At 70.9% G+C, this 18564-nt stretch carries 19 protein-coding genes; 7 read left to right on the top strand and 12 right to left on the bottom strand.

Translation table 11 applies throughout. The annotated features are described in order from the left end of the window. Positions 1–3: 3 nt before the first annotated feature. The 5 genes from OG852_RS03975 to OG852_RS03955 form a co-directional block, all read right to left on the bottom strand. On the bottom strand, positions 4–471 hold the full coding sequence (locus OG852_RS03975) for an acyl-CoA thioesterase (protein WP_330347098.1): 468 nt from the start codon (positions 469–471) through the stop codon (positions 4–6). Beyond that, complete coding sequence (locus OG852_RS03970) at positions 468–2867, bottom strand: bifunctional salicylyl-CoA 5-hydroxylase/oxidoreductase (RefSeq protein ID WP_330347097.1); 2400 nt, start codon at positions 2865–2867, stop codon at positions 468–470. The genes OG852_RS03975 and OG852_RS03970 overlap by 4 nt, the downstream gene beginning before the upstream one ends. 79 nt (positions 2868–2946) lie before the next feature. Continuing rightward, positions 2947–3885 carry an acyl-CoA thioesterase gene (locus OG852_RS03965; protein ID WP_330347096.1) on the bottom strand — a complete coding sequence of 313 codons (939 nt, stop codon included), beginning with the start codon at positions 3883–3885 and terminating at the stop codon, positions 2947–2949. Beyond that, complete coding sequence (locus tag OG852_RS03960; RefSeq protein WP_133916112.1) at positions 3885–4370, bottom strand: cupin domain-containing protein; 486 nt, start codon at positions 4368–4370, stop codon at positions 3885–3887. Before OG852_RS03960 ends, OG852_RS03965 begins: the two co-directional genes overlap by 1 nt. Before the next feature lie 39 nt (positions 4371–4409). Further along, positions 4410–5225 carry a fumarylacetoacetate hydrolase family protein gene (locus tag OG852_RS03955; RefSeq protein ID WP_133916111.1) on the bottom strand — a complete coding sequence of 272 codons (816 nt, stop codon included), beginning with the start codon at positions 5223–5225 and terminating at the stop codon, positions 4410–4412. A gap of 129 nt (positions 5226–5354) precedes the next feature. Here OG852_RS03955 and OG852_RS03950 point away from each other — a divergent pair, with 129 nt between their 5' ends. Beyond that, positions 5355–5789: a RidA family protein gene (locus OG852_RS03950; RefSeq protein WP_330347095.1), complete on the top strand. Its 435-nt coding sequence runs from the start codon at positions 5355–5357 to the stop codon at positions 5787–5789. A 90-nt stretch (positions 5790–5879) separates the two neighbouring features. On the opposite strand, the gene OG852_RS03945 is transcribed toward OG852_RS03950, so the two are convergent. After that, positions 5880–6263: a hypothetical protein gene (locus OG852_RS03945; RefSeq protein ID WP_330347094.1), complete on the bottom strand. Its 384-nt coding sequence runs from the start codon at positions 6261–6263 to the stop codon at positions 5880–5882. A gap of 121 nt (positions 6264–6384) precedes the next feature. Here OG852_RS03945 and OG852_RS03940 point away from each other — a divergent pair, with 121 nt between their 5' ends. Together OG852_RS03940 and OG852_RS03935 are read left to right on the top strand one after the other, a co-directional pair. After that, positions 6385–7095, top strand: a complete 711-nt coding sequence (locus OG852_RS03940) for a DUF2238 domain-containing protein (protein ID WP_330347093.1) — start codon at positions 6385–6387, stop codon at positions 7093–7095. A gap of 227 nt (positions 7096–7322) precedes the next feature. Further along, positions 7323–9080: a hypothetical protein gene (locus OG852_RS03935; protein WP_330347092.1), complete on the top strand. Its 1758-nt coding sequence runs from the start codon at positions 7323–7325 to the stop codon at positions 9078–9080. A gap of 152 nt (positions 9081–9232) precedes the next feature. On the opposite strand, the gene OG852_RS03930 is transcribed toward OG852_RS03935, so the two are convergent. From OG852_RS03930 to OG852_RS03920, 3 genes are all read right to left on the bottom strand, one after another. Continuing rightward, a complete protein-coding gene (locus OG852_RS03930; protein ID WP_330347091.1) occupies positions 9233–10792 on the bottom strand; it encodes a hypothetical protein in 1560 nt (519 codons plus the stop codon). Between the two features lie 155 nt (positions 10793–10947). Beyond that, positions 10948–11619, bottom strand: a complete 672-nt coding sequence (locus OG852_RS03925) for a GAF and ANTAR domain-containing protein (RefSeq protein ID WP_133916159.1) — start codon at positions 11617–11619, stop codon at positions 10948–10950. A 189-nt stretch (positions 11620–11808) separates the two neighbouring features. Then, entirely contained in the window at positions 11809–13041 is a 1233-nt protein-coding gene (locus tag OG852_RS03920) for a GNAT family N-acetyltransferase (protein WP_330347089.1), read from the bottom strand. Between the two features lie 331 nt (positions 13042–13372). Between OG852_RS03920 and OG852_RS03915 the strand changes: the two genes are divergently transcribed. Further along, entirely contained in the window at positions 13373–14713 is a 1341-nt protein-coding gene (locus OG852_RS03915; RefSeq protein ID WP_330347088.1) for a radical SAM protein, read from the top strand. Then, on the top strand, positions 14710–15726 hold the full coding sequence (locus tag OG852_RS03910) for an aminotransferase class I/II-fold pyridoxal phosphate-dependent enzyme (protein WP_330347087.1): 1017 nt from the start codon (positions 14710–14712) through the stop codon (positions 15724–15726). Before OG852_RS03915 ends, OG852_RS03910 begins: the two co-directional genes overlap by 4 nt. 34 nt (positions 15727–15760) lie before the next feature. Here the strand turns inward: OG852_RS03910 and OG852_RS03905 are convergent, their stop codons facing one another. Next, positions 15761–15904, bottom strand: coding sequence for a hypothetical protein (locus OG852_RS03905; RefSeq protein ID WP_330347086.1), 144 nt, complete (start codon positions 15902–15904; stop codon positions 15761–15763). 80 nt (positions 15905–15984) lie between these two features. Beyond that, positions 15985–16443 (bottom strand): SRPBCC family protein, encoded by a 459-nt coding sequence (locus OG852_RS03900; protein WP_133916104.1) that lies wholly within the window; start codon positions 16441–16443, stop codon positions 15985–15987. Positions 16444–16663: 220 nt separating this feature from the next. Here OG852_RS03900 and OG852_RS03895 point away from each other — a divergent pair, with 220 nt between their 5' ends. Further along, entirely contained in the window at positions 16664–16843 is a 180-nt protein-coding gene (locus OG852_RS03895) for a hypothetical protein (protein ID WP_330347085.1), read from the top strand. Between the two features lie 20 nt (positions 16844–16863). Here the strand turns inward: OG852_RS03895 and OG852_RS03890 are convergent, their stop codons facing one another. Beyond that, positions 16864–17484 (bottom strand): TetR family transcriptional regulator, encoded by a 621-nt coding sequence (locus tag OG852_RS03890; protein WP_330347084.1) that lies wholly within the window; start codon positions 17482–17484, stop codon positions 16864–16866. Positions 17485–17620: 136 nt separating this feature from the next. Between OG852_RS03890 and OG852_RS03885 the strand changes: the two genes are divergently transcribed. After that, positions 17621–18544: an SDR family oxidoreductase gene (locus OG852_RS03885; protein WP_133916102.1), complete on the top strand. Its 924-nt coding sequence runs from the start codon at positions 17621–17623 to the stop codon at positions 18542–18544. Positions 18545–18564: the final 20 nt, after the last annotated feature.

The following is an 18564-nucleotide window of genomic DNA, read 5'->3' as shown; positions in this document are numbered from 1 at the left end:
CAGTCAGTATGCCGGACGGGCCTCGCACGACCGGCCCGGCCTGCTCAGTGCGGCGACCCACTCCCGCGGCCACGGCGTGCTCACGGCACCGCCGCGGTGGTCGCGGCCGATGTGGACGGTGACACAGCGGCCGAACGCGGCTCGCGCGCGGGGGCGGCCCTGGAACTCCTCGTTCCACACCTCGAAGGCGAAGGTCATGGAGCTGGTGCCGATCCGCACCGGCTCCACGACCGCGCACACGTCCTGGCCGAAGAACAGCGGCGACTCGAAGTCCACCTCGTAGCGCACCCGGGGCGCGGCCGGGAAGTAGCCGTGGAGGCCGAGCCCGTGCATGAGCGAGGCCTCCGCGGCTTCCACGAGCCGTACGGCCGTGCTGTTGTGGTAGATGCCCGCGGCGTCGGTGTCGATCCACTCGATCCGCGTCCGGTGCACGCCCACGGGGTGGTGCGAGGCCCGCGGCGAGGTGGTCACGCGGACACCGTGCCGGACGCGGTGCCGGACCCCGTGGTGGCCGGCGGCATCCAGCGCAGGTGCACGTCGTCGGTGGCTCCCTCCCGCAGCAGGGACAGCCGCGGCGGGATCTTGTCGGTGCGGGAGGCGGGCGGCTTGCGGCGGCCGGCCTCCCACTGCACCGGCCACTGCGCGCCCGTCCCGCGGTACTCCTGCTCCGCGGCGGCCTGCAGGGTCCAGTGCGGGTTGTACAGGTGGGTGCGGCCCAGGGCGCACAGGTCGGCCCGCCCCGCGAGGAGGATCGAGTTCACGTCGTCGTACGAGGAGATGGCGCCGACCGCGATCACCGGCACCCCCGCCGGGCCGGCCACCTTGTGGCGGATCCTGTCGGCGAAGGGGGTCTGGTAGGAGCGGCCGTAGGCCGGCTTCTCGTCCTTGGCGACCTGGCCGGAGGAGACGTCGATGGCGGCCGCGCCGTGCTCGATGAACGCGCGGGCGATGTCCACGGCGTCGTCCTCGGTGTTGCCGTCCGGCATCCAGTCGGTCGCCGAGATCCGCACGGTGACCGGGAGGTGCGGCGGGACGACCCGGCGCACCGCGTCGAAGACCTCCAGGGGGAACCGCAGCCGGTTCTCCAGGCAGCCGCCGTACTCGTCGGTGCGCTCGTTGGCGATCGGGGAGAGGAAGGAGGAGAGCAGATAGCCGTGGGCGGCGTGCACCTCGATGAGGTCGAAGCCCGCCTGCACCCCGCGTTCGGTGGCGGCGGCGAAGTCGGCGACCACCTTGTCCAGGTCCTCACGGGTGGCCTCCCGGGGGACGTGGCAGCCGGCGCCGTACGGGATCGCCGACGGGCCGATCACCTCCCAGTTGCCCTCCTCGAGCGGCTGGTCGATGCCCTCCCACATCAGCCTGGTCGAGCCCTTGCGGCCCGAGTGGCCGAGCTGGAGACCGATCCTGCCCGTCGTCCCCCCGTGGACGAAGTCGGTGACGCGGCGCCAGGCGTCGCGCTGTTCGTCGTTCCACAGTCCCGGGCAACCGGGGGTGATCCGCCCCTCGGGCGACACGCACACCATCTCGCTCATCACCAGACCGGCTCCGCCCAGTGCCTTGGACCCCAGGTGCACCAGGTGGAAGTCACCGGGGACGCCGGAGACCGACGAGTACATGTCCATCGGCGAGACGATGATCCGGTTCTTCAGTTCGAGCGGACCGATCCGGACCGGCTGGAACATCGCCGGGGCGACCTCGGGAGCCTGCTGGTGCCGGGCGAACTCCTCCTCCATCAGGGCGGCGAACCCCGCGTCGCGCTCCTTGAGGTTCTCGAAGGTGATGCGCCGCGAGCGGGTGAGCAGATTGAAGACGAACTGCGCCGGGTCCTGACCGGCGTACATACCGATGTTCTCGAACCACTCCAGCGACGCCTGCGCGGCCCGCTGGGTCGACTCGACGACGGGCTTGCGCTCGGTCTGGTAGGCGGCCAGCGCCTCGGCCACGGTCGGGTGCTCGTGCAGGCACGCGGCCAGGGCGAGGGCGTCCTCCATGGCGAGCTTGGTGCCCGAGCCGATCGAGAAGTGCGCGGTGTGCGCCGCGTCGCCGAGCAGCACCACGTTGCCGTCGTACCACCGCTCGTTGCGGACCGTGGTGAAGTTCAGCCACTTCGAGTTGTTGGTGAGGATCCGGTGCCCCTCGAGCTCGTCGGCGAAGATCTCGCCGATCCGCGCGACGGCGTACTCGTCGGAGACTCCCGGCGGGAACACCTGGTCCTCGGTGGCGTCGAAGCCGGCGCGCCGCCAGACGTCCTCGTGCATCTCGACGATGAAGGTGGAGCCGGTGTCCGAGTAGGGGTAGCCGTGGATCTGCACGGTGCCCCACTCCGTCTGCTTGACGAAGAACTGGAACGCCTCGAAGACCAGGTCGGTCCCCAGCCAGATGTACTTGTTGCGCCGCCGGTCCAGCGACGGCCCGAAGACGTCGGCGTACTTCGTGCGGATGGCGGAGTTGAGGCCGTCGGCGGCCAGCACCAGGTCGTACGAGGCCCGCAGCTCGTCCACGTCGGGCGCCTCGGTGCGGTAGTGGACGGTGACACCGAGCTCGGCGGCACGCCGCTGGAGGATCTGCAGCAGCTCCTTCCGGCTCATCGCCGCGAAGCCCTGGCCGCCGACGGTGAACCGGGTGCCGTCGACCTCGACGTCGATGTCCGTCCAGCGGGCGAAGCGGCTCTCCATCGCGGAATGGACGACGTCGTCGGCGTTGTCGATGCCGCCCAGGGTCTCGTCGGAGAAGACGACGCCGAAGCCGAAGGTGTCGTCCGGCGCGTTGCGCTCCCACACGGTGATCTCGTGCGCCGGGTCGAGCTGCTTCATCAGAGCCGCGAAGTACAGCCCCCCGGGGCCGCCGCCGGCGATAGCGATCCTCATGACTCGTTCTCCTCGGTCCTACGGAGCTCGACATGCCGGAGTTCGCCGCCGGCGCGGCGCGGCGGCGAGGACGACAGGGTCATCCGTGTCCTCCCTGGGAGGCGCGGATCATCCCTTCCTGGACGACGGTGGCCAGATGGGTGCCGTCGGGGGTGAAGAAGCGACCGGAGGCGAGGCCGCGGCCCGCGTCGGCGGCGACCGCCTCCTGGGTGTAGAGCAGCCAGCCGTCCGCCACGCCCGGTTCCGGTGCGCGGTGGAACCACATCGCGTGGTCCAGGCTGGCGGTGACCAGTCCCTCCCGCGCCCAGGGCAGATCCAGCACGCGCAGCACGGGCTCCAGGATCGTGTAGCCGCAGACGTAGGCGAGGGCGGCCGTGTCGCGCTGCGCGTCGGTGAGCCCGTCGACCGGCCGCAGCGCGTCGAACGGCTTGACCCAGACCGCCTGGTGGGGCTCCCGGCTGCCCTCGACCGTGAGGTAGGCGGGGCCGGGGACATGGCGCATGTCGAAGCCGCGCCCGCCGCACCAGTAGTTTTTGGAGACCTCGGTCATCGTCCCGCCGGACCGGTCCGCCAGATAGTCCGAGGAGCTGGGCAGGTCCTCGGGGGCGGGCAGGTCCGAGGCGCCCAGCCAGTCGGGGAGGCCGGCGGTGTGGCGGCCGGCGCCGGGTTCGCCGGCCGCGAAGTTGGCCAGGCAGACGTAGAGCGCCTTGCCGTGCTGGTACGCGCGCACCTGGCGGGTCGCGTAGCCGCGGCCGTCGCGCAGCACCTCCACCTCGTACCGCACCTCGGCGCCGATGTCGGCGGGTCGCATGAAGCAGGAGTGCATGGAGTGCAGCGTCTTGCCGTCGTCGACGGACCTCATCGCCGCGGCCGCGGCCTGGGCGACCAGATCGCCGCCGTAGGCCTTCGGCCACGGACAGGGCTGGGTGACCGCCGTGAAGGCGAGGTCGAAGGTGTGGGCCTCGGCGGGGGTGAGGGTGACGGCGGCCGTGAAGACCTCGGAGGTGGTGTCGGTCATCAGGGCCGGTCCAGCCAGTCGCGCAGGTCCGCGTCGGCGACCTGGGGGAGGTTGACCACGATGTTCTCGGGCGTGCGGGTGGTCATCCAGGTCAGCGGCTTGTTGCGGTCGAGGTTGCACTCGACGTGGGGCAGGAACGGCGGGACGAAGACCCAGTCGCCCTCCGCCATGTCGATGTAGTCCTCGAACTTCGCGCCGAAGTAGATCCGGGCGCGGCCGGAGAGCACATAGCCGCCGGTCTCGGCCTCGCCGTGGTGGTGGGGCACCGACCGGTATCCGCTGTCGTTGTGGACCTTGCCGAACCAGATCCTGGTCGCCGGGGTGTGCTGGATGCTCACGCCCGAGATCCGGGTGGCCCCGGCGGACTGCCCGGTGTCCCCGGGTTCCGCTCCGGCCCGCGTGACGACCGGTACGACCAGGCCGCCCGCGGTGGCGTACACGGAGTTGTCGCCCTCGAGGACGTACGGGCTGGGATCGGGGTTCATGGCGATTCCTCCTCGGTGGATGAACGGGGGGCGGGGGTGTCAGTCCGTGAAGCGCACGGTGTTGCGCAGCGTGCCGATGCCGGGGATCTCGGTCTCCACGACGTCGCCGTCGGCGAGGAACCGCTGGGGTTCCCGGGCCACTCCGACGCCGCCGGGCGTACCGGTCAGCACCAGGTCGCCGGGGCGCAGCACGGTGAAGGCGGAGATGTACGCGAGCAGGTCGGCGGCGTCGAAGACGAGTGTCCTGGTGGTGTCGCGCTGGACCTGCTCGCCGTTGACCCGGCAGATGACCTCCAGGCCCGCGCTGGGGTCGATCTCGTCCGGTGTGACGACCACGGGGCCGACCGGGGTGGACGCGTCCCAGGCCTTCCCCTGGAACCACTCCAGGGTCCGGTACTGCCAGTCGCGCACCGAGATGTCGTTCGCCACGGTGTAGCCGGCGATCCCGGCCAGCGCGGTCGCCCGGTCGGCGTGGCGCAGGGGCGCGCCGACCACGACGGCCAACTCGGCCTCCCAGTCGACCTGGAGGCCCCTCGGCAGCACGATGTCGGCCTCGGGACCGGTGAGCGTGTCGGCGTACTTGGGGAAGAGCGTGGGGTATGCGGGCAGCTCCCGCCCGGTCTCGCGGATGTGATCGGCGTAGTTCAGTCCGCAGCAGATCACCTTGCCGGGCGCGGGCAGCGGGAGGACGGGTACGGCGTCGTCGAGCACGGCGCCGGCCTGCCCTGCCGGCTGGTGCGGGGGCGCCGCTGCCAGCAGCGCCGACAGGTCGACGGCCGGAAGCGCCCGCCATGAGCCCTCGTGGAGCACCGCGGCGCTCGTACCGGCCGCGTGGGCGACGGTCGCAAGTCGCATGGGCCGTTCCCTCTCTTCCTTCTCCGCTTCACTTATTCCATTATTTCTACGAGCGTCACATCTATGTCAATAGATGCTACGGTGTGGCGCAGACAGAACGGATCCCGCAACGTCACGCAGGAGCTCTCCATGGCGACCCACTCGGCCCCCGTTCCGATCAACCCCGCGTCCCTGGCCAGGCCCAGCGGCTACTCGCACGGGACGCTCAGCGGCAACACGCTCCACCTCGGCGGCCAGACGGCCCTCGACCAGGACATGAAGATCGTCCCCGGTGGAATCGTCGAGCAGTTCCGGCAGGCCTTCGCCAACGTCCTCGCCACGCTGGCGGAAGCGGGAGGCGTCCCGGAGGACCTCGTCAGCGTCACGATCTTCCTGACCGACATCCCCGACTACCAGGCCCACGGGAGGGAGATCGGTGAGGTGTGGCGCGAACTCGCGGGCCCGGTGTACCCCGCGATGGCGGGCATCGGCACCACGGGACTGTGGCAGCCCGAGGCCATGATCGAGATCATGGGCGTCGCGGTCATCCCCGATGAACGGCTCGTCAGGCCCGCGGCATCCTGAATTTTCTGCAGGTGACGTCCGTCGTACTACTGAAATATGTGAAGCCCTGCGAGCGAGACGGCCGTGGTCGGTCGTCCCGCTTTCGTGCGGTCACATCGCAGCCGTGTGGTCCCATCGCGGCGAAGAAGCGGCGTCAACGCCGGAGCGAGCGGCGCCCTCGACACAGCAGATGCCGGGCGACGAGGTGTCCCGACCCGCCGCCGAGCCCGGGGCCGGGGTGCGTCGAGGCGCCGACGTGCCACAACCCCGGTACGGCGTCGCGTGTCGGCCGCCGGCCGACGACGGACGCCACAGCAGGTTCAGGTCCAGCTCGGCGGAGCCGCCGTACGGGTCACCGGCGACGGCGTTCGGGTGGGCCGCGCGCAGATCGGCGGGCGTGACGACGTCGAGGGACAGCAGCTTCCCCGGCAGATCGGGGCGTGCCGTGCGACCCGTGCGACGAGGTCGCAGCGTGGTGCGCTCAGCCGGCCGCATTCGGCCCCGGGGCGTAGGTATTTCACGTCCCGATCCTCAGGGCGCGTTGAGTACGTGCGCTCATGCCGCCGGTTCACGACGCGTCCGAGGATGGGGGCACCCCAGACACCAGGAGCCGGCCATGTCCGTACACCACACCTTCGTCAGCCCGTCCTCGGACACACCGCCGGTCGGCGGGTGGACGCGCGCTCGCCGCACAGGTCGTCGGCTGCCCGCCGTCCTCGCGGCCGGCGTCGGCGTCGCGCTGACGGTGTCGGCCTGGGGTGCCAAGGACCCCACCACCTGGGTGCTGGAGACGGTGTGGGTGATGATCGGTCTGCCGCTGACGCTCCTGCTGCGCAAGCGGTTTCCGCTCAGCGGTCTGCTGTGCGCTCTGCTGGCCGTGCACGCCCTGGTCCTCATCGTGGGCGGGCACTACACCTACGCGGAGGTGCCCGCGGGTGACTGGGTGCGCGACTGGTTCGGACTGGAGCGCAACCCCTACGACCGCTTCGGCCACCTCATGCAGGGATTCGTCCCGGCGATCCTGGTCCGGGAACTCCTCGTGCGCACCTCGCCCTTGCGCGGCAGCCGTTGGCTCGCCCCGCTGACTGTCTGCGCCTGCCTCGCCTTCAGCGCGGTCTTCGAGATGCTGGAGTGGGCGGCGGCCGTGACGGGAGGACAGGCAGCCGACGCGTTCCTCGCCACTCAGGGCGATGTGTGGGACACCCAGTGGGACATGTTCTGCGCGCTGATCGGCGCCACCTGCTCACTGCTGTTCCTCAGCCGCGCACACGACCGCAGCCTCACCCGCCTCGCGCGTACGACCGAGCCTGTCAGCTCCTCGGCTTGAGAACGATGGCCGCCGGCTTCGGCAGACACCTGGACGGCGCCCGCACCCCGGCGCAGATGGTGCGGCACCGCACCACCGGCGATAGCATCGAGACAACGGCCGCGCGAGCCCAGTGACCGGTGGCCGAGTTCCCGTGGCGCTCCTTGCGTTCTCTCGTATGCCTTCGTGTTTCTTCGTGTTCCTCCGTTCCCTGGGCCCGCATTCTGCGGGAAAGGGGATGGAACGCGATGAGTCAGACCGACACCCTCATCGCCATCGAGAAGACCGAAGTCGGATACCACGAAGGTTTCTCGAACGGCCACCACAACAACCACCAGAAGTTTTCCCCCGCCGTACCCGGACTGGAGTGGTCGCAGAACCAGGCCTGGTGTCAGACCTTCCAGTCCTGGGCCTTCCAGCAGGCGGGCCTGAAGAGCCTGGCGCCCGTGACCGCCTCCTGCCCGACGGCCGTCAACTGGTACAAGAGCCGCGGCAGGTTCTCGTACTATCCCGCGATCGGGGCGATGGTGTTCTTCGGCCACCTGGGCGGCGAACACGTCGGACTCGTCTACAAGTACGACGCCGACCACGCGTACACCATCGAGGGGAACACCAACGCCAACGGTTCGTCCGAGGGCGACGGGGTGTACCTGAAGAAGCGTGCCCGTCGGGACAGTTACCTCTACGGATACGGGCTGCCGACATTCGCGGAGGGGATCGTCACGGCCGACCCGGGCCTGAAGAACAAGCCCGGATACACGTACATGGCCTCGGCCTCGTCCCGTGAGGCCGACGCACTGTCCGTGGCGGAAGCCGAGGAGGCGCTGCCATGGGTGTCCTCGAACCAGCTCACCTGGGCGGCCACCCACTCCACGGCCGAGGAGCAGACCGCGGGAAACGGCGACGGCACCACGGCGGACGACGTCGCTCTCGTCCAGGACGCGTTGGAGAGGGTCATGGGCGTCGCCCCGGACGACCCGCACTCCGTGTTCGAGGCGGAGACACAGGAACTCTTCGAGCGGTTCCGCAAGGAGAAACTCGACCGCTACGAGGCGGACGGCCACGGCGTTCCCACCACGCGGGAACTCGTCGAACTGGGCCATGAGTCGGCGCTGTTCAACGTCAGGGCGGGTTCCTCCCCGGCCGCGGAACCGTCCTGGGTCAGTTTGAACCAGGTGGTCTGGGCCTCGACGCACAGCGCCCAGGAGGAGCAGGCGCAGCCGGGTGGGGACGCCAGCGCGAAGGCCGATGTGGCCCTGGTGCAGGACGGTCTGCGGAGGGTCATGCACACGGACGTGGCCGATGAACGCGGGATCTTCGAGACCGCCACCCAGGCCCTCTACGACGAGTTCCGCCGTACGGCGCTGCACTTGTCCGGAAGCGACGCCGTCGGATCACCCGGCGTGCAGTCGCTGACGGAACTCGGCGAGCGCGCCGGACTGTTCCGGGTCCGTACCGGTTTCCCGGCGGGCGGGACGACGACGGGCGGTACCGGCGCCGGTGCCATGGGGCAGATCGACCCGAAGCAGGTGACGTACCACCGGTACACGCCCGAGGGCACGCTGGAGGACTGGATCGCACAGGCGAGCACGGCCGCCGGAGTCCAGGCGAGCGGCTTCTGGGTGAGGGGCTTCAGGACGGCCGTCGCGCGTGAGTCGTCCGGCAACCCCAACGCCTGCAATCTGTGGGACTCCAACGCCAAGACGCCCCCCGGCTTCAGCAAGGTCAAGGACTTCGGGGACGGTTACCGGCGCAGCGGGCCGATCGTGAGGCTGAACGGCGCGCTCACCCCCTTCCAGTGCTCACGAGGCATCGTGCAGTGCATCCCGCAGACCTTCGCCCAGCGCCACGCTCCCGGCACCTCGGTGAACATCTACGACCCCGTGGCATCCATCGCCGCCGCGATGCGGTACGTCCGCAGCCGGTACGGCGTCGCCGTCGACGGCTCCAATCTCGCCAAGAAGGTCCAGCAGTTCGACCCCAACCGGCGTCCCCACGGGTACTGACGGGTGTTGACGGCGACCTGGTCGGGGCCGTCCTCGTGGACCCGCACGGACAGCACCTGCGGGAGCTCTGAGAAGGCGGTCTCCTCTCCTCCGGCGATGGTGTCAGGCCCCCTTCTGCCGGAGAAGCGAGCGGCAGGCTGGACGGCGCTGGATCAACCCGTCTGGTCCGGCTCGGGGAGGGGACAGGTCAGGGGCAGGACGCGTTCCGTCAGCTGTCCGGTGAGGTGGGTGCCGGTGAGGGCGGCTTCGGTGAGCCAGTCCGCTGCCGTCAGTTGGTTCACCAGGTGCTGCAAATCGCCGTGGTCCGCAGGGATCCAGGCAGCGAGGGAACTCAGGGCGATGCCCTGGCCGCCGGGGCCGAGCCGTCCCGAGGCGCTGCACCGGGTGGCCAGGGCCAGGGCGAGCAGCCGGGTGCCGGAGGTGGCCTTGGCCTTGCGGAGCTTCTTGTCCGAGACGACCTTCTGGGCCCAGCCGCTGAGCCTGGGCCGCGTCTTCTTGCCGAACGCGAACGGTCCGCGACCGTCCTCGCCGGGCGCCAGGGAGGGGACACCGACCGCGGTGGGGTTCTCCGGCCGGGAAGCGAGCAAGTCACCGGCCGTGCCGGGGAGGACCAGCCATCCGCAGCCGTTCAGCCTGCCGACCAGGTCCTCCGGGTCGGTGAGGTTCAGCGCGGTCAGGTCCTGGCCGACGAGGTTCCCGGTGCCGCAATGCGCGGTGCGCAGGGTCAGCATCAGTACCAGCAGCCGGGCGTCCGGGCCCGGCAGAGGGCTGTGGTCGGCCACGTACGCGAGGACGGAACGCGCGTGTTCCCACTGCGTCCGCGCGGTCAGCAGGCGGGCGACGGCGGGCCCGTCGCCGTTCGCACCGCAGCCCGTGCGGTGCAGGTGCTGGGAACGGACGGTGGCGGCGGCCTGCTCGGCGCGCTGTGCCTCCAGCCGCAGATTGGGGTCGTTCGTGACGTCGGCCCAGGTGGTGAAGGCGCGGGCCTTTCGTTCATGGAGGTCGGCGAGCACCGCCAGGTCGGGTTCGGAGCGCTGCTGGTAGGCCCGGAACAGATCACCGAGTTCGACGAGTTCGTCACGCAGGGCGACGGGGCGCAGATCCTGCGGGATGACGCGCTGTGCGATCTTCCCGTGCGGTCGGCGGCGCCGCGGCGGCGCGGAGCGGGGCGCCGGGACCTCCCGCGGACCGGCCGCGGGCGGGGGAAGGTCGGAGAACTGCGGCGCACCGGCGAACGCGGTCGACGGGCGGTCGGCGGTGGCGGAGGCGCCGGCCGCCGGACCGGAACGATCCCCACCGGTGACGACCTTCGCGCCGGGCGTCGCGGCCGCACAGCGTGCACAGCACTCCATCGCCTGCCACCAGCGTCCTTCCCGGTCGGTGAGCACAGCCACGACGACCGCCCCTCCGCACCGCCAGGGCTGGGCCCGTGCCTGCCGGTCGTCGGGGGAGACGTGCGCATGGCAGCTCTCGGCCCGGCACGCGCAGTACGCCCCCGCCCGAGGCCCCCCGGCCGCCCGCAGATGAGCCTTCAGGTGGGCGACCGCGGCCGCACGACCGGCCGCCGCGGACGCCAGACGCTGCTCGGCACAAGAGGGACGGCTGCACGAGACGCGCACCGCCGTACTGCCCCGGCCGACAGCGTCCAGACGCACCGTCCACCGGCGCCCCAGCACCCGCTCGTCCAGCTCACCCGCCGTGCCCTCCGTCATAGCGCTCTTCCTCCCGTGCCGTGTCCCGGGTGCCCGCGCCCGCCCTCACCCAAGGGACAGGGCGCGGGCCGGCGGGCCCACCGTACGTGGCGGGCGGGGCACTGACCGGAGAACGCGCGAGACACCGCCCACGGCACGGTTGCCGAGTCGGCCGTTTACGGAGTGGTCGGGTCCGTGTGTTCGTCCCGGACTCGCTGGGCGACGTCCTTCAGCTTGACGTTGTGGTGCTGGGAGATGCGCCGCAGCACGTTGAAGGCGTCGTCTTCGCTCAGGCTGTGCCGTTCCATGAGGATGCCCATGGCTTCGCCGATGGCGTGACGGGTCTCCATCGCGTGCTGGAGCTGGTCGATGGTGCGGGCGTCGGCCAGGGCGACGGCGGCGTGGGAGGCCAGCAGCCAGCCGGCGGTCTCGACGTCCTCGCCGAAGGCACCGGGACGGCGCGCGTACAGATTCAGCGCTCCGAAGTCGTCGTGGTCGGTGTAGAGCAGCAGGCCGGTCATGCTGCCGACGCCCAGGGTGCGGACCGCCGCCGCGAAGCGCTCCCAGGTCGGGTGCGGCCGGGTGAGATCCGCGATGCGGTAGACGCGCTCGCCGTCGGTACGGCGGGCCAGATCGAAACAGGGCCCCTCACCCAGGTCGCCCTGCAGGCGGTCGCACTCCAGAACGGTGTCCTCGCTGGCGGCCAGGGTGACGGCCCGGCCGTTGCGCACCGCCAGGATGCCGGCCGCGTCACAGCCCTCCACCAGCGTGACGGCCGACGCGACGATCTCGTCCAGGGTCGCCTGAACCGACTCCTGGTCCAGCAGCTTCCGCGCGAGCAGGGCCATCTGCTCGGCGTATTCACGCCACTCCACCGCCACCACCGCCTGCCTTCAACGCCGGGTGTCGCCACCGTACCGCCGACGCTGTCGAGCGCGCGGAAGCGCCAGGTGTCGCATGGCGGAGACGCAGGCGACACATGTTCGTGCGAGTGTTCGAATAATTCGACCGTGTGGTGCTGTCGCGGAGAGGCCCGGTCAGAACCAGTGCAGGCAGTGCGGGGGGCGGTCGGTGCGGAAGAGGGCGTCGGCGAGGGCGGCCGCGTCCGGGTGGTGGGCCCGGACGTGTCCGGCCCGCACGAGCGTGCTCGGGGCGGTGCCGCCGAGGTAGACCGAGCCCAGGTCACGCACGTCCAGGGACAGGTCGGGCTCCCGGTCCGTCGGGACGCAGTCGGCCTTGCCCTCCCGGACGGTCAGCAGGTGGCGGCCGTGCTCGCCGAGGAACGGGTCCTCGACGTCGAGGACGAGCTCGCCGTCCGCGCACCAGCCGCGCGCGGTCAGCGCACGCGGGACGTCCAGCAGCCGCACCCAGAGCCAGTCCATGTCGCCGCCCACCTCGCCGGCGCGGAAGTCCGCGAGCTGCCAGCGCAGCGGGTGCCCGGGCGGGACGTGGTGGAACACGATCTGGGAGACCAGGTCGTGACCGAGCGCGAACCGGGCCAGGGCCGTGAAGACGGCGTCGTCGGTCGCGACGGTCTCGTCGACCGTCAAGGTGCCGGACTCGCCGATCGAGTAGCTGGCGTACCCGTCCGGAATGCCGGCGGCGTCCCGGTGGACGGCGATGTGACGCGGCGCGGGAGAGATCGGGGGCTGCCCCGCGCGCAGGGCCCACCAGCGACGAGGCCGGGACAGCGCGCCGGGCTGGGCGCGGCGGTACCGGTCGTACACCTCCTCCAGGATCCCGCCGCACTCGGCGCGACGCAGCACCTCGACCGAACCGCTGTCCGGGCCGGTCGCCGGGGTGTCGCCCGTTGGGCGCGCCCGGGGGAGGGCGAGGGCGGCCCGGTGGCGCTGCACCGTCAGCCGTTGCGTGCGGGTCGCCGGTCCGTAGCCGAACCTGCCGTAGATCGAGGCCTCGGAGGCCAGCAGCACGGAGAGGAACTCCCCGCGGGCCCGCAGCTCGGCGAGCTGATGCCGCATCATCGAGGTGAGCACGCCCCGGCGCCGGTGCGAGGGCAGGACGCCCACGGCGGTCACCCCGGAGGCCGGGACCAGGGCCCCGCCGGGCAGGGTGAGCTCGAAGGAGTGCGCGGCGGCGGTGCCGACGGGCCGCCCGTCCGTCGTCAGGGCGAGCAGGCAGCGGTCCGTTTCGAGCGCCGACCACCAGAGCCCGCCCCCTTCGACCGGGGTTTCCGGGAAGCGCCCGAACGCGGCGTGGACCGTGTCGACGAAGACGTCGAGGTCCTTCTCGGTCGTGGGACGGATCTCCATCGCTGCCGCTGCCTCCCCGGGATACGGGCACCACGACGGGTGGTGCCCGGCCACCATGCAGCGTCGACCCGTGGCCCGGTCAAACGAATTACCGGGACTCGTGCAGAAAGCAGCGGCGTTCACGTCGGGGCTGAATGCGTCTCAAGTCCGATCCGGCGACCGCGGATACCCGTGCAGCAGGCGGCGGCCCTGCCGCACGTGAGCAACACCGAGCGGTGGCTGCGGGAACATCTGCGCTCCGGCGAAGCCGTCGTGTTCCCGTAGGGTTTCGTGGGGTTCCGGCGCCAGCCGGGGGCTGTGTGACGCGGGGCCGCCGCTGCATGATGACGGCATGAACCATAGCGACCGGCGCTTCCACGTCATCGTGCTGTCGAACTTCGCGAAGGGCTTCGACAAGTACGCGTTCGCCTACGGCAAGGCGGGGATCCCTGAGAGCACCTACCCCGACCGGTTCCACCTGCTGACCCGGGCGGAGTTGGGCATCGGCATCGACAAGGCGCGACGCCTGCTGGACCGTCTGGCCATTCCGGGTGACCGGCTGCTGGTGCTGGAAACCCTGGTGGACCCCGACGAGTTGGTGCCCAACGTGACGACGGGCCTCGGCATGGAACTGCACGAGGCTCGCATCCGGTTGTCGGCAGTCCACGAGCTCGATCCAGCAGGCGACGAGTTCACTCTGCGTCCGACCACCGTCGAGGACGCGATGGCGGCCTCCCTGCGCCTGCACGGATCGGCACTGCGTCCCTACGCCGACACGCGACCGCGCTCGGTCTCCCTTCTGCCGGTCGCCTCCGCCTGCCAAGCCCGGTGTTCGTTCTGCTTCTCCTCGGCTTCGATCTCCAGCGACCAAGCACCGGCACGGGTCCCGTGGGACGCTGTCGCCCACTGGCTGGAACGCGCCCGAGCGGCAGGTGCCGAGCGTGCGGTGATCACCGGAGGCGGGGAGCCCACGCTCATACCGTTCGAACAGCAGCTGCGCCTGGTGTCCGCCTGCTCGGCGGCCTTCCCGAAGGTCGTCCTGATCACCAACGCGCACACCCTGGCGAAAGGCCGGCACGCTGACCGGGCCGGCCGCCTCGCCGCCCTGGGCGCCGCGGGCCTGAGTGTGCTCGCGGTCTCCCGGCACCATCAGGACGACGCCGTCAGCGAGCGGCTGATGATGCTGCGCACGCCGGTGAGCTCCGTGATCGACACCTGGCGTGTGGAACGTGACCGCTGGCCGGGGCTGCGGATGAGGCTGATCTGCGTGCTCCAGCACGGCGGCGTCGCCGACGCGGCCGACATCGCCGACTACCTTTCCTGGGCCGCGGCTCTCGGTGTCGAGGAAGTCTGCTTCAAAGAGCTCTACGTCTCCACCAGCACCGAGTCGCTCTACTACGACCGCGCCGCCAACGTCTGGAGCCGAGAGCACCAGGTGTCGCTGTCCGTCGTTACCCGGTTCGCCGAGCAGCACGGCTTCGAACCGGCGAGCCGCCTGCCCTGGGGCGCGCCGGTCTACGACGGCAGCTGGGACGGCCGGCCGATGCGGATCGCCGCCTACACCGAACCCAGCCTGCTCTGGGAACGCACCAGCGGGATCGCACGCAGCTGGAACGTCATGGCCGACGGACGCTGCTACGCCTCCCTGGAAGACCGGGCCAGCGAGATCGTGCCGGTAGGAGCGACGGCATGAGGTTCGACGAGTTCCAGGAATTCCGGCAGCGGCAACTCCGTGCTTCCTCGTCGCTTCTGGACGCCGCCGAGACCAACGTGTACCGGGCGCTTGCTGCGATGCGGCCGGAACCGCCGAACGACATGCGCACGGTGCACCGGTGCGATCTCGCCCGTGCCTGGCTGCGGCGCTACGAGTTGCCGGAGGAGTGGTCAGGCCACGCCATGGTCTGTCGAGGGGTCCGGCACGGGCTCGGTGTGGTGTTCCCCTGGCTGCGCGCCGTGCAAGCGCGACTGTGGCTGCCCAGCGACGTGTACCCGGTGTACTTCGAGTTGGCCCGCGCAGCGGGCCTGGCGCCCGAGTCGTACCCGACGCTACCGGTGCCGGCCCTGCCGGCGTCGCCGACGGACGACCGGCCCGAGTACCTGCTGCTCGCCAACCCCAGCAAGCCGCTCGGCCGGTACCTGTCCGATGCCGAGTGCGACGCGGTGATGGCGTGGTTGCGGGAATCACCACACCGCCGCCTGCTGATCGACAGCGTCTACGACCTGGGAGCCCCCTTCGCCGCCGGGACACGGCGCTTGCTGGACACCGGTCGTGCGGTCCTGCTGCATTCGGTCACCAAGGGATGGCTGTGGCCACGCACGTTCGGCGTGGTCCTGCTGGGTCCGGCGCAGGCCGACTTGGCCGAAGCGTTCCGGGCGCAGCCGCCGACACCGGTACAGCTGGGGCTCGCCGACCGTCTGCTGACCGAGCACGGCGACGTCCCCCGGCAGATCGTCGAGGAACTGGCCGCCCGGGCTGAGCGCCTCTTCGAACGGTTGCCGGACGACGTGCTCGGGACGATTCCCCCGGTGAGCCGGACGTGTCCCGGCAACTACTTCTTCCCGGTCGACGTCCCGGCGGAGACGCTCCGGCGCGAGTGCGGCGTGCTCGCCATGCCGGTCAGCGTGTTCGGGGAGAGCACCTGGTCCGGCTCCATCCTGACCAGCCTTGCCGACACGTTCGGCCCGCCATCGACGGCGGCACGATAAAACGGGCGGGGACGCCCCGCGCCGCGGAGCCGTTTCACCGGCGAGACAGGCGGAACAGGACCCGGGCGTACACGAGGGGCGCTGCCGCGATGATCGTCGGGATGACTGCCAGCGCGAGGACGCACGCGAGAGCGCGACCGTCCTCGGTGGGCGCGAAGTACCCCCGGTCGTCGTCCACGACGGGGCAGAGGTTTCTGCGGGAGGCCGAGCAGGAGTGGAGGGCGGCGGCCGGCAGACGGGGGAATACGGGGAGAGGCGTCAGGAAGGAGTGATGGCCGCCTCGGCCGCAGCCTTGATCCGTCGGCCGAACGCGTCGGCGTCCTTGCGAGCCGCCGCGAGTGCCAGTCCGACGAGGAGTTTGCCGAGCCCGTGGCCCTCCAGGACGTTGTGGAGCCGGACCCGAGTGCCGCCGTCGGGCAACGGCTCAAGATCGTAGCCGCCTTCGCGCGCCGTCACGGTGTTCTTCGAGACTTCGGCCCACCGGAGCCGCGTGGGGGCTTCGAGCGAGGTGATGCGGAACTCGCGGGCGGTCTTCATCCCGGCGTCCTTGACCGTGCTCCGGAAGATCGTGCCCACGGAGGTCGGGGCGTCGGGGATGCGCTCGATCCGGAGGACCCGGGGGCTGAACTGGGGGTCATTGCGGCCGTCGGCCAGGTAGGCGAACACCTCCGCGATGGGCCGGTCCACCTCGACTGTCGCTTCGAACCGTCCTGACATGGGCACTCCTCGTCGCTCGGGCATGTGCGAAGGAACGCTGGACCACACCGCACCGCCGGTTCCGCCGCGGCGCCATCGCGACCCTACAGAACCCGCGGCCTTTCCGCCCGGTGTGGGCGAGGAGTGCCACGCCCTTGGTCAGTGGTTGCCGGGCGTGTCCGGGTGGGCCGTGGGCTCGGGCAGTGGTTCGGTGTTGCGGCTGCTGAGGCCGTCGAGGGAGATGCGCAGGAGGCGGCGGGCGCCACTGGCCCGGGTGGCTGTCGCCGGTTGTCAGGGCGGACTGGCTCAGGGAGCCGCTGAGCAGGACCAGGTCGGCGGTGGTGACGTCGGGGCGCAGCAGGCCGGCGTCCATGCCCACGGCGCCGAGTGGATCAACCGCGACGCGGTGATTACGGACTGACGAGCCCAGACGCCCTGCGATCACGCGGCACTTTCCTGGCCGGCGGGGCCCGTGTCGTCGGTGCCGGCGCTGGCTTCGGGGGCAGAGAGGAGGTGGCGGGCGGTGTCCAGGGTTTGTCGGATGTGCTGGGCGAGGGGGTGGCGGTCGGGGTCGTTGACCCAGCGTTCGAAGGCGACCTTGAAGGCGGCGATCCCGATTTCGGCCGCGAGCGCCGCGGTGGTGGTCTGCAGGCCGCGTTCGCGCAGTGCCTGGGTGAGGGTGGAGGCGAGTGCGGCGAGTTTGGCCAGTTCGCGTTCCTGGAGTTCGGGGTTGGCGGCGATGACGGTCTGGCGTTGCCGTATCAGGTCCGCGCGTTCCTCGAAGACGGGAGTGGCTTCGGTCAGGGCGTGGGCGATCATCTCGAGCGGCGGGAGCGGGTCGGGGGCGGTGGCCGTGGCGTTCCCGAGGATGTCGGTGAGGGGGTTGTCGGCCGGGAAGAGGACTTCCCGTTTGTCGGCGAAGTGCCGGTAGAAGGTCCGCTCCGTGACTCCGGCGTGCGTGGCGATCTCCGCGACGGTGGTGGCGTCGAAGCCCTTGTGGTTGTAGAGCTCCAGCGCCGCCTTCTCCAGGCGGCCTCGTGCGTCGGGTTTCCATCGGCTCATACCCCGATCCTACACCGCGATGACAGGATCTGACATCAAGTGATGACAGGGACTGACATCGGTGCTACGGTGATGTCACGAACTGACATCAGGGTCCCGCTCCCCCGTGGGAGCCTGCGGAAGAAAGGCGCACATCATGCGCGTATTCGTCACCGGAGCATCCGGACACGTCGGCTCCGCCGTGATTCCCGAGCTCCTTCGAGCGGGACACCAGGTCGTCGGCCTGGCCCGCTCGGACCGGTCCGCCGCCGCGCTGAGGTCTGCCGGTGCCCAGGTGCACCGAGGCGATCTCGACGATCTCGACGGACTCGCCACGGCCGCCGCCGCGGCCGACGGCGTCATCCATCTGGCCTTCAAGCATGACGCGATGTTCGCCGGCGACTTCGACAGCGCGGTCGCGGCGGATCTGCGCGCCATCGACGCGCTCGGGGACGCGCTCGCCGGCACCGGCAAGCCTCTGGTTGCCACGTCGGGAACCATGCTGCTCGCCTTCGCCGGGCTTGAGGACGCCGCCACCGAAGCCGACGTGATGGACGCGGGACCGCGGATCGACGCCGAGAACGCGGTGGTCGCACTCGCCGAACGCGGCGTCCGCTCGTCCGTCGTCCGGCTCGCCCCGAGCGTGCACAGCACGCTGGACCACAACGGTTTCATCCCGACCCTGATCTCCCTCGCCCGCTCCAAGGGCGTCGCCGCCTACGTGGGCGGCGGCGCCAACCGCTGGCCCGCCGTGCACACCCTCGACGCGGCACGCCTGTACCGGCTGGCGCTGGAATCCGCCCCGGCGGGGTCACGGCTGCACGCCGTCGACGACCAGGGCGTCCCTTTCCGGGAGATCACCGAGGCCATCGGCCGCGGACTGAACCTGCCGGTGACCGGCATCCCCTCGACGCAGGCCGACGCCCACTTCGGCTTCCTCAGCGGCCACGCCGCGGCCGACAACCCGTCCTCCAGCACGCTGACCCGGGACCTCCTCGGCTGGAAGCCCGTCCAGCCCGGTCTCATCGACGACCTCGCCGAGGGCCATTACTTCGAGATCTCCGTGACCCACGCGGCCTGAGCCCCCCTTTTTCCCCGCGC

The sequence above is a fragment of the Streptomyces sp. NBC_00582 genome, assembly GCF_036345155.1.
GTDB lineage: Bacteria > Actinomycetota > Actinomycetes > Streptomycetales > Streptomycetaceae > Streptomyces.
Note: the sequence above shows the minus strand (reverse complement) of the source record. Positions and strands in the feature narration are given on the sequence as shown.

Excerpts from the sequence above, each read along its gene's own strand:
- OG852_RS03970 (WP_330347097.1), bottom strand. The coding sequence starts at position 2,867 with ATGAGGATCGCTATCGCCGGCGGCGGCCCCGGGGGGCTGTACTTCGCG.
- OG852_RS03965 (WP_330347096.1), bottom strand. The coding sequence starts at position 3,885 with ATGACCGACACCACCTCCGAGGTCTTCACGGCCGCCGTCACCCTCACC.
- OG852_RS03960 (WP_133916112.1), bottom strand. The coding sequence starts at position 4,370 with ATGAACCCCGATCCCAGCCCGTACGTCCTCGAGGGCGACAACTCCGTG.
- OG852_RS03955 (WP_133916111.1), bottom strand. The coding sequence starts at position 5,225 with ATGCGACTTGCGACCGTCGCCCACGCGGCCGGTACGAGCGCCGCGGTG.
- OG852_RS03950 (WP_330347095.1), top strand. The coding sequence starts at position 5,355 with ATGGCGACCCACTCGGCCCCCGTTCCGATCAACCCCGCGTCCCTGGCC.
- OG852_RS03945 (WP_330347094.1), bottom strand. The coding sequence starts at position 6,263 with ATGCGGCCGGCTGAGCGCACCACGCTGCGACCTCGTCGCACGGGTCGC.
- OG852_RS03940 (WP_330347093.1), top strand. The coding sequence starts at position 6,385 with ATGTCCGTACACCACACCTTCGTCAGCCCGTCCTCGGACACACCGCCG.
- OG852_RS03935 (WP_330347092.1), top strand. The coding sequence starts at position 7,323 with ATGAGTCAGACCGACACCCTCATCGCCATCGAGAAGACCGAAGTCGGA.
- OG852_RS03930 (WP_330347091.1), bottom strand. The coding sequence starts at position 10,792 with ATGACGGAGGGCACGGCGGGTGAGCTGGACGAGCGGGTGCTGGGGCGC.
- OG852_RS03925 (WP_133916159.1), bottom strand. The coding sequence starts at position 11,619 with ATGGCCCTGCTCGCGCGGAAGCTGCTGGACCAGGAGTCGGTTCAGGCG.
- OG852_RS03920 (WP_330347089.1), bottom strand. The coding sequence starts at position 13,041 with ATGGAGATCCGTCCCACGACCGAGAAGGACCTCGACGTCTTCGTCGAC.
- OG852_RS03915 (WP_330347088.1), top strand. The coding sequence starts at position 13,373 with ATGAACCATAGCGACCGGCGCTTCCACGTCATCGTGCTGTCGAACTTC.
- OG852_RS03910 (WP_330347087.1), top strand. The coding sequence starts at position 14,710 with ATGAGGTTCGACGAGTTCCAGGAATTCCGGCAGCGGCAACTCCGTGCT.
- OG852_RS03900 (WP_133916104.1), bottom strand. The coding sequence starts at position 16,443 with ATGTCAGGACGGTTCGAAGCGACAGTCGAGGTGGACCGGCCCATCGCG.
- OG852_RS03895 (WP_330347085.1), top strand. The coding sequence starts at position 16,664 with ATGCGCAGGAGGCGGCGGGCGCCACTGGCCCGGGTGGCTGTCGCCGGT.
- OG852_RS03890 (WP_330347084.1), bottom strand. The coding sequence starts at position 17,484 with ATGAGCCGATGGAAACCCGACGCACGAGGCCGCCTGGAGAAGGCGGCG.
- OG852_RS03885 (WP_133916102.1), top strand. The coding sequence starts at position 17,621 with ATGCGCGTATTCGTCACCGGAGCATCCGGACACGTCGGCTCCGCCGTG.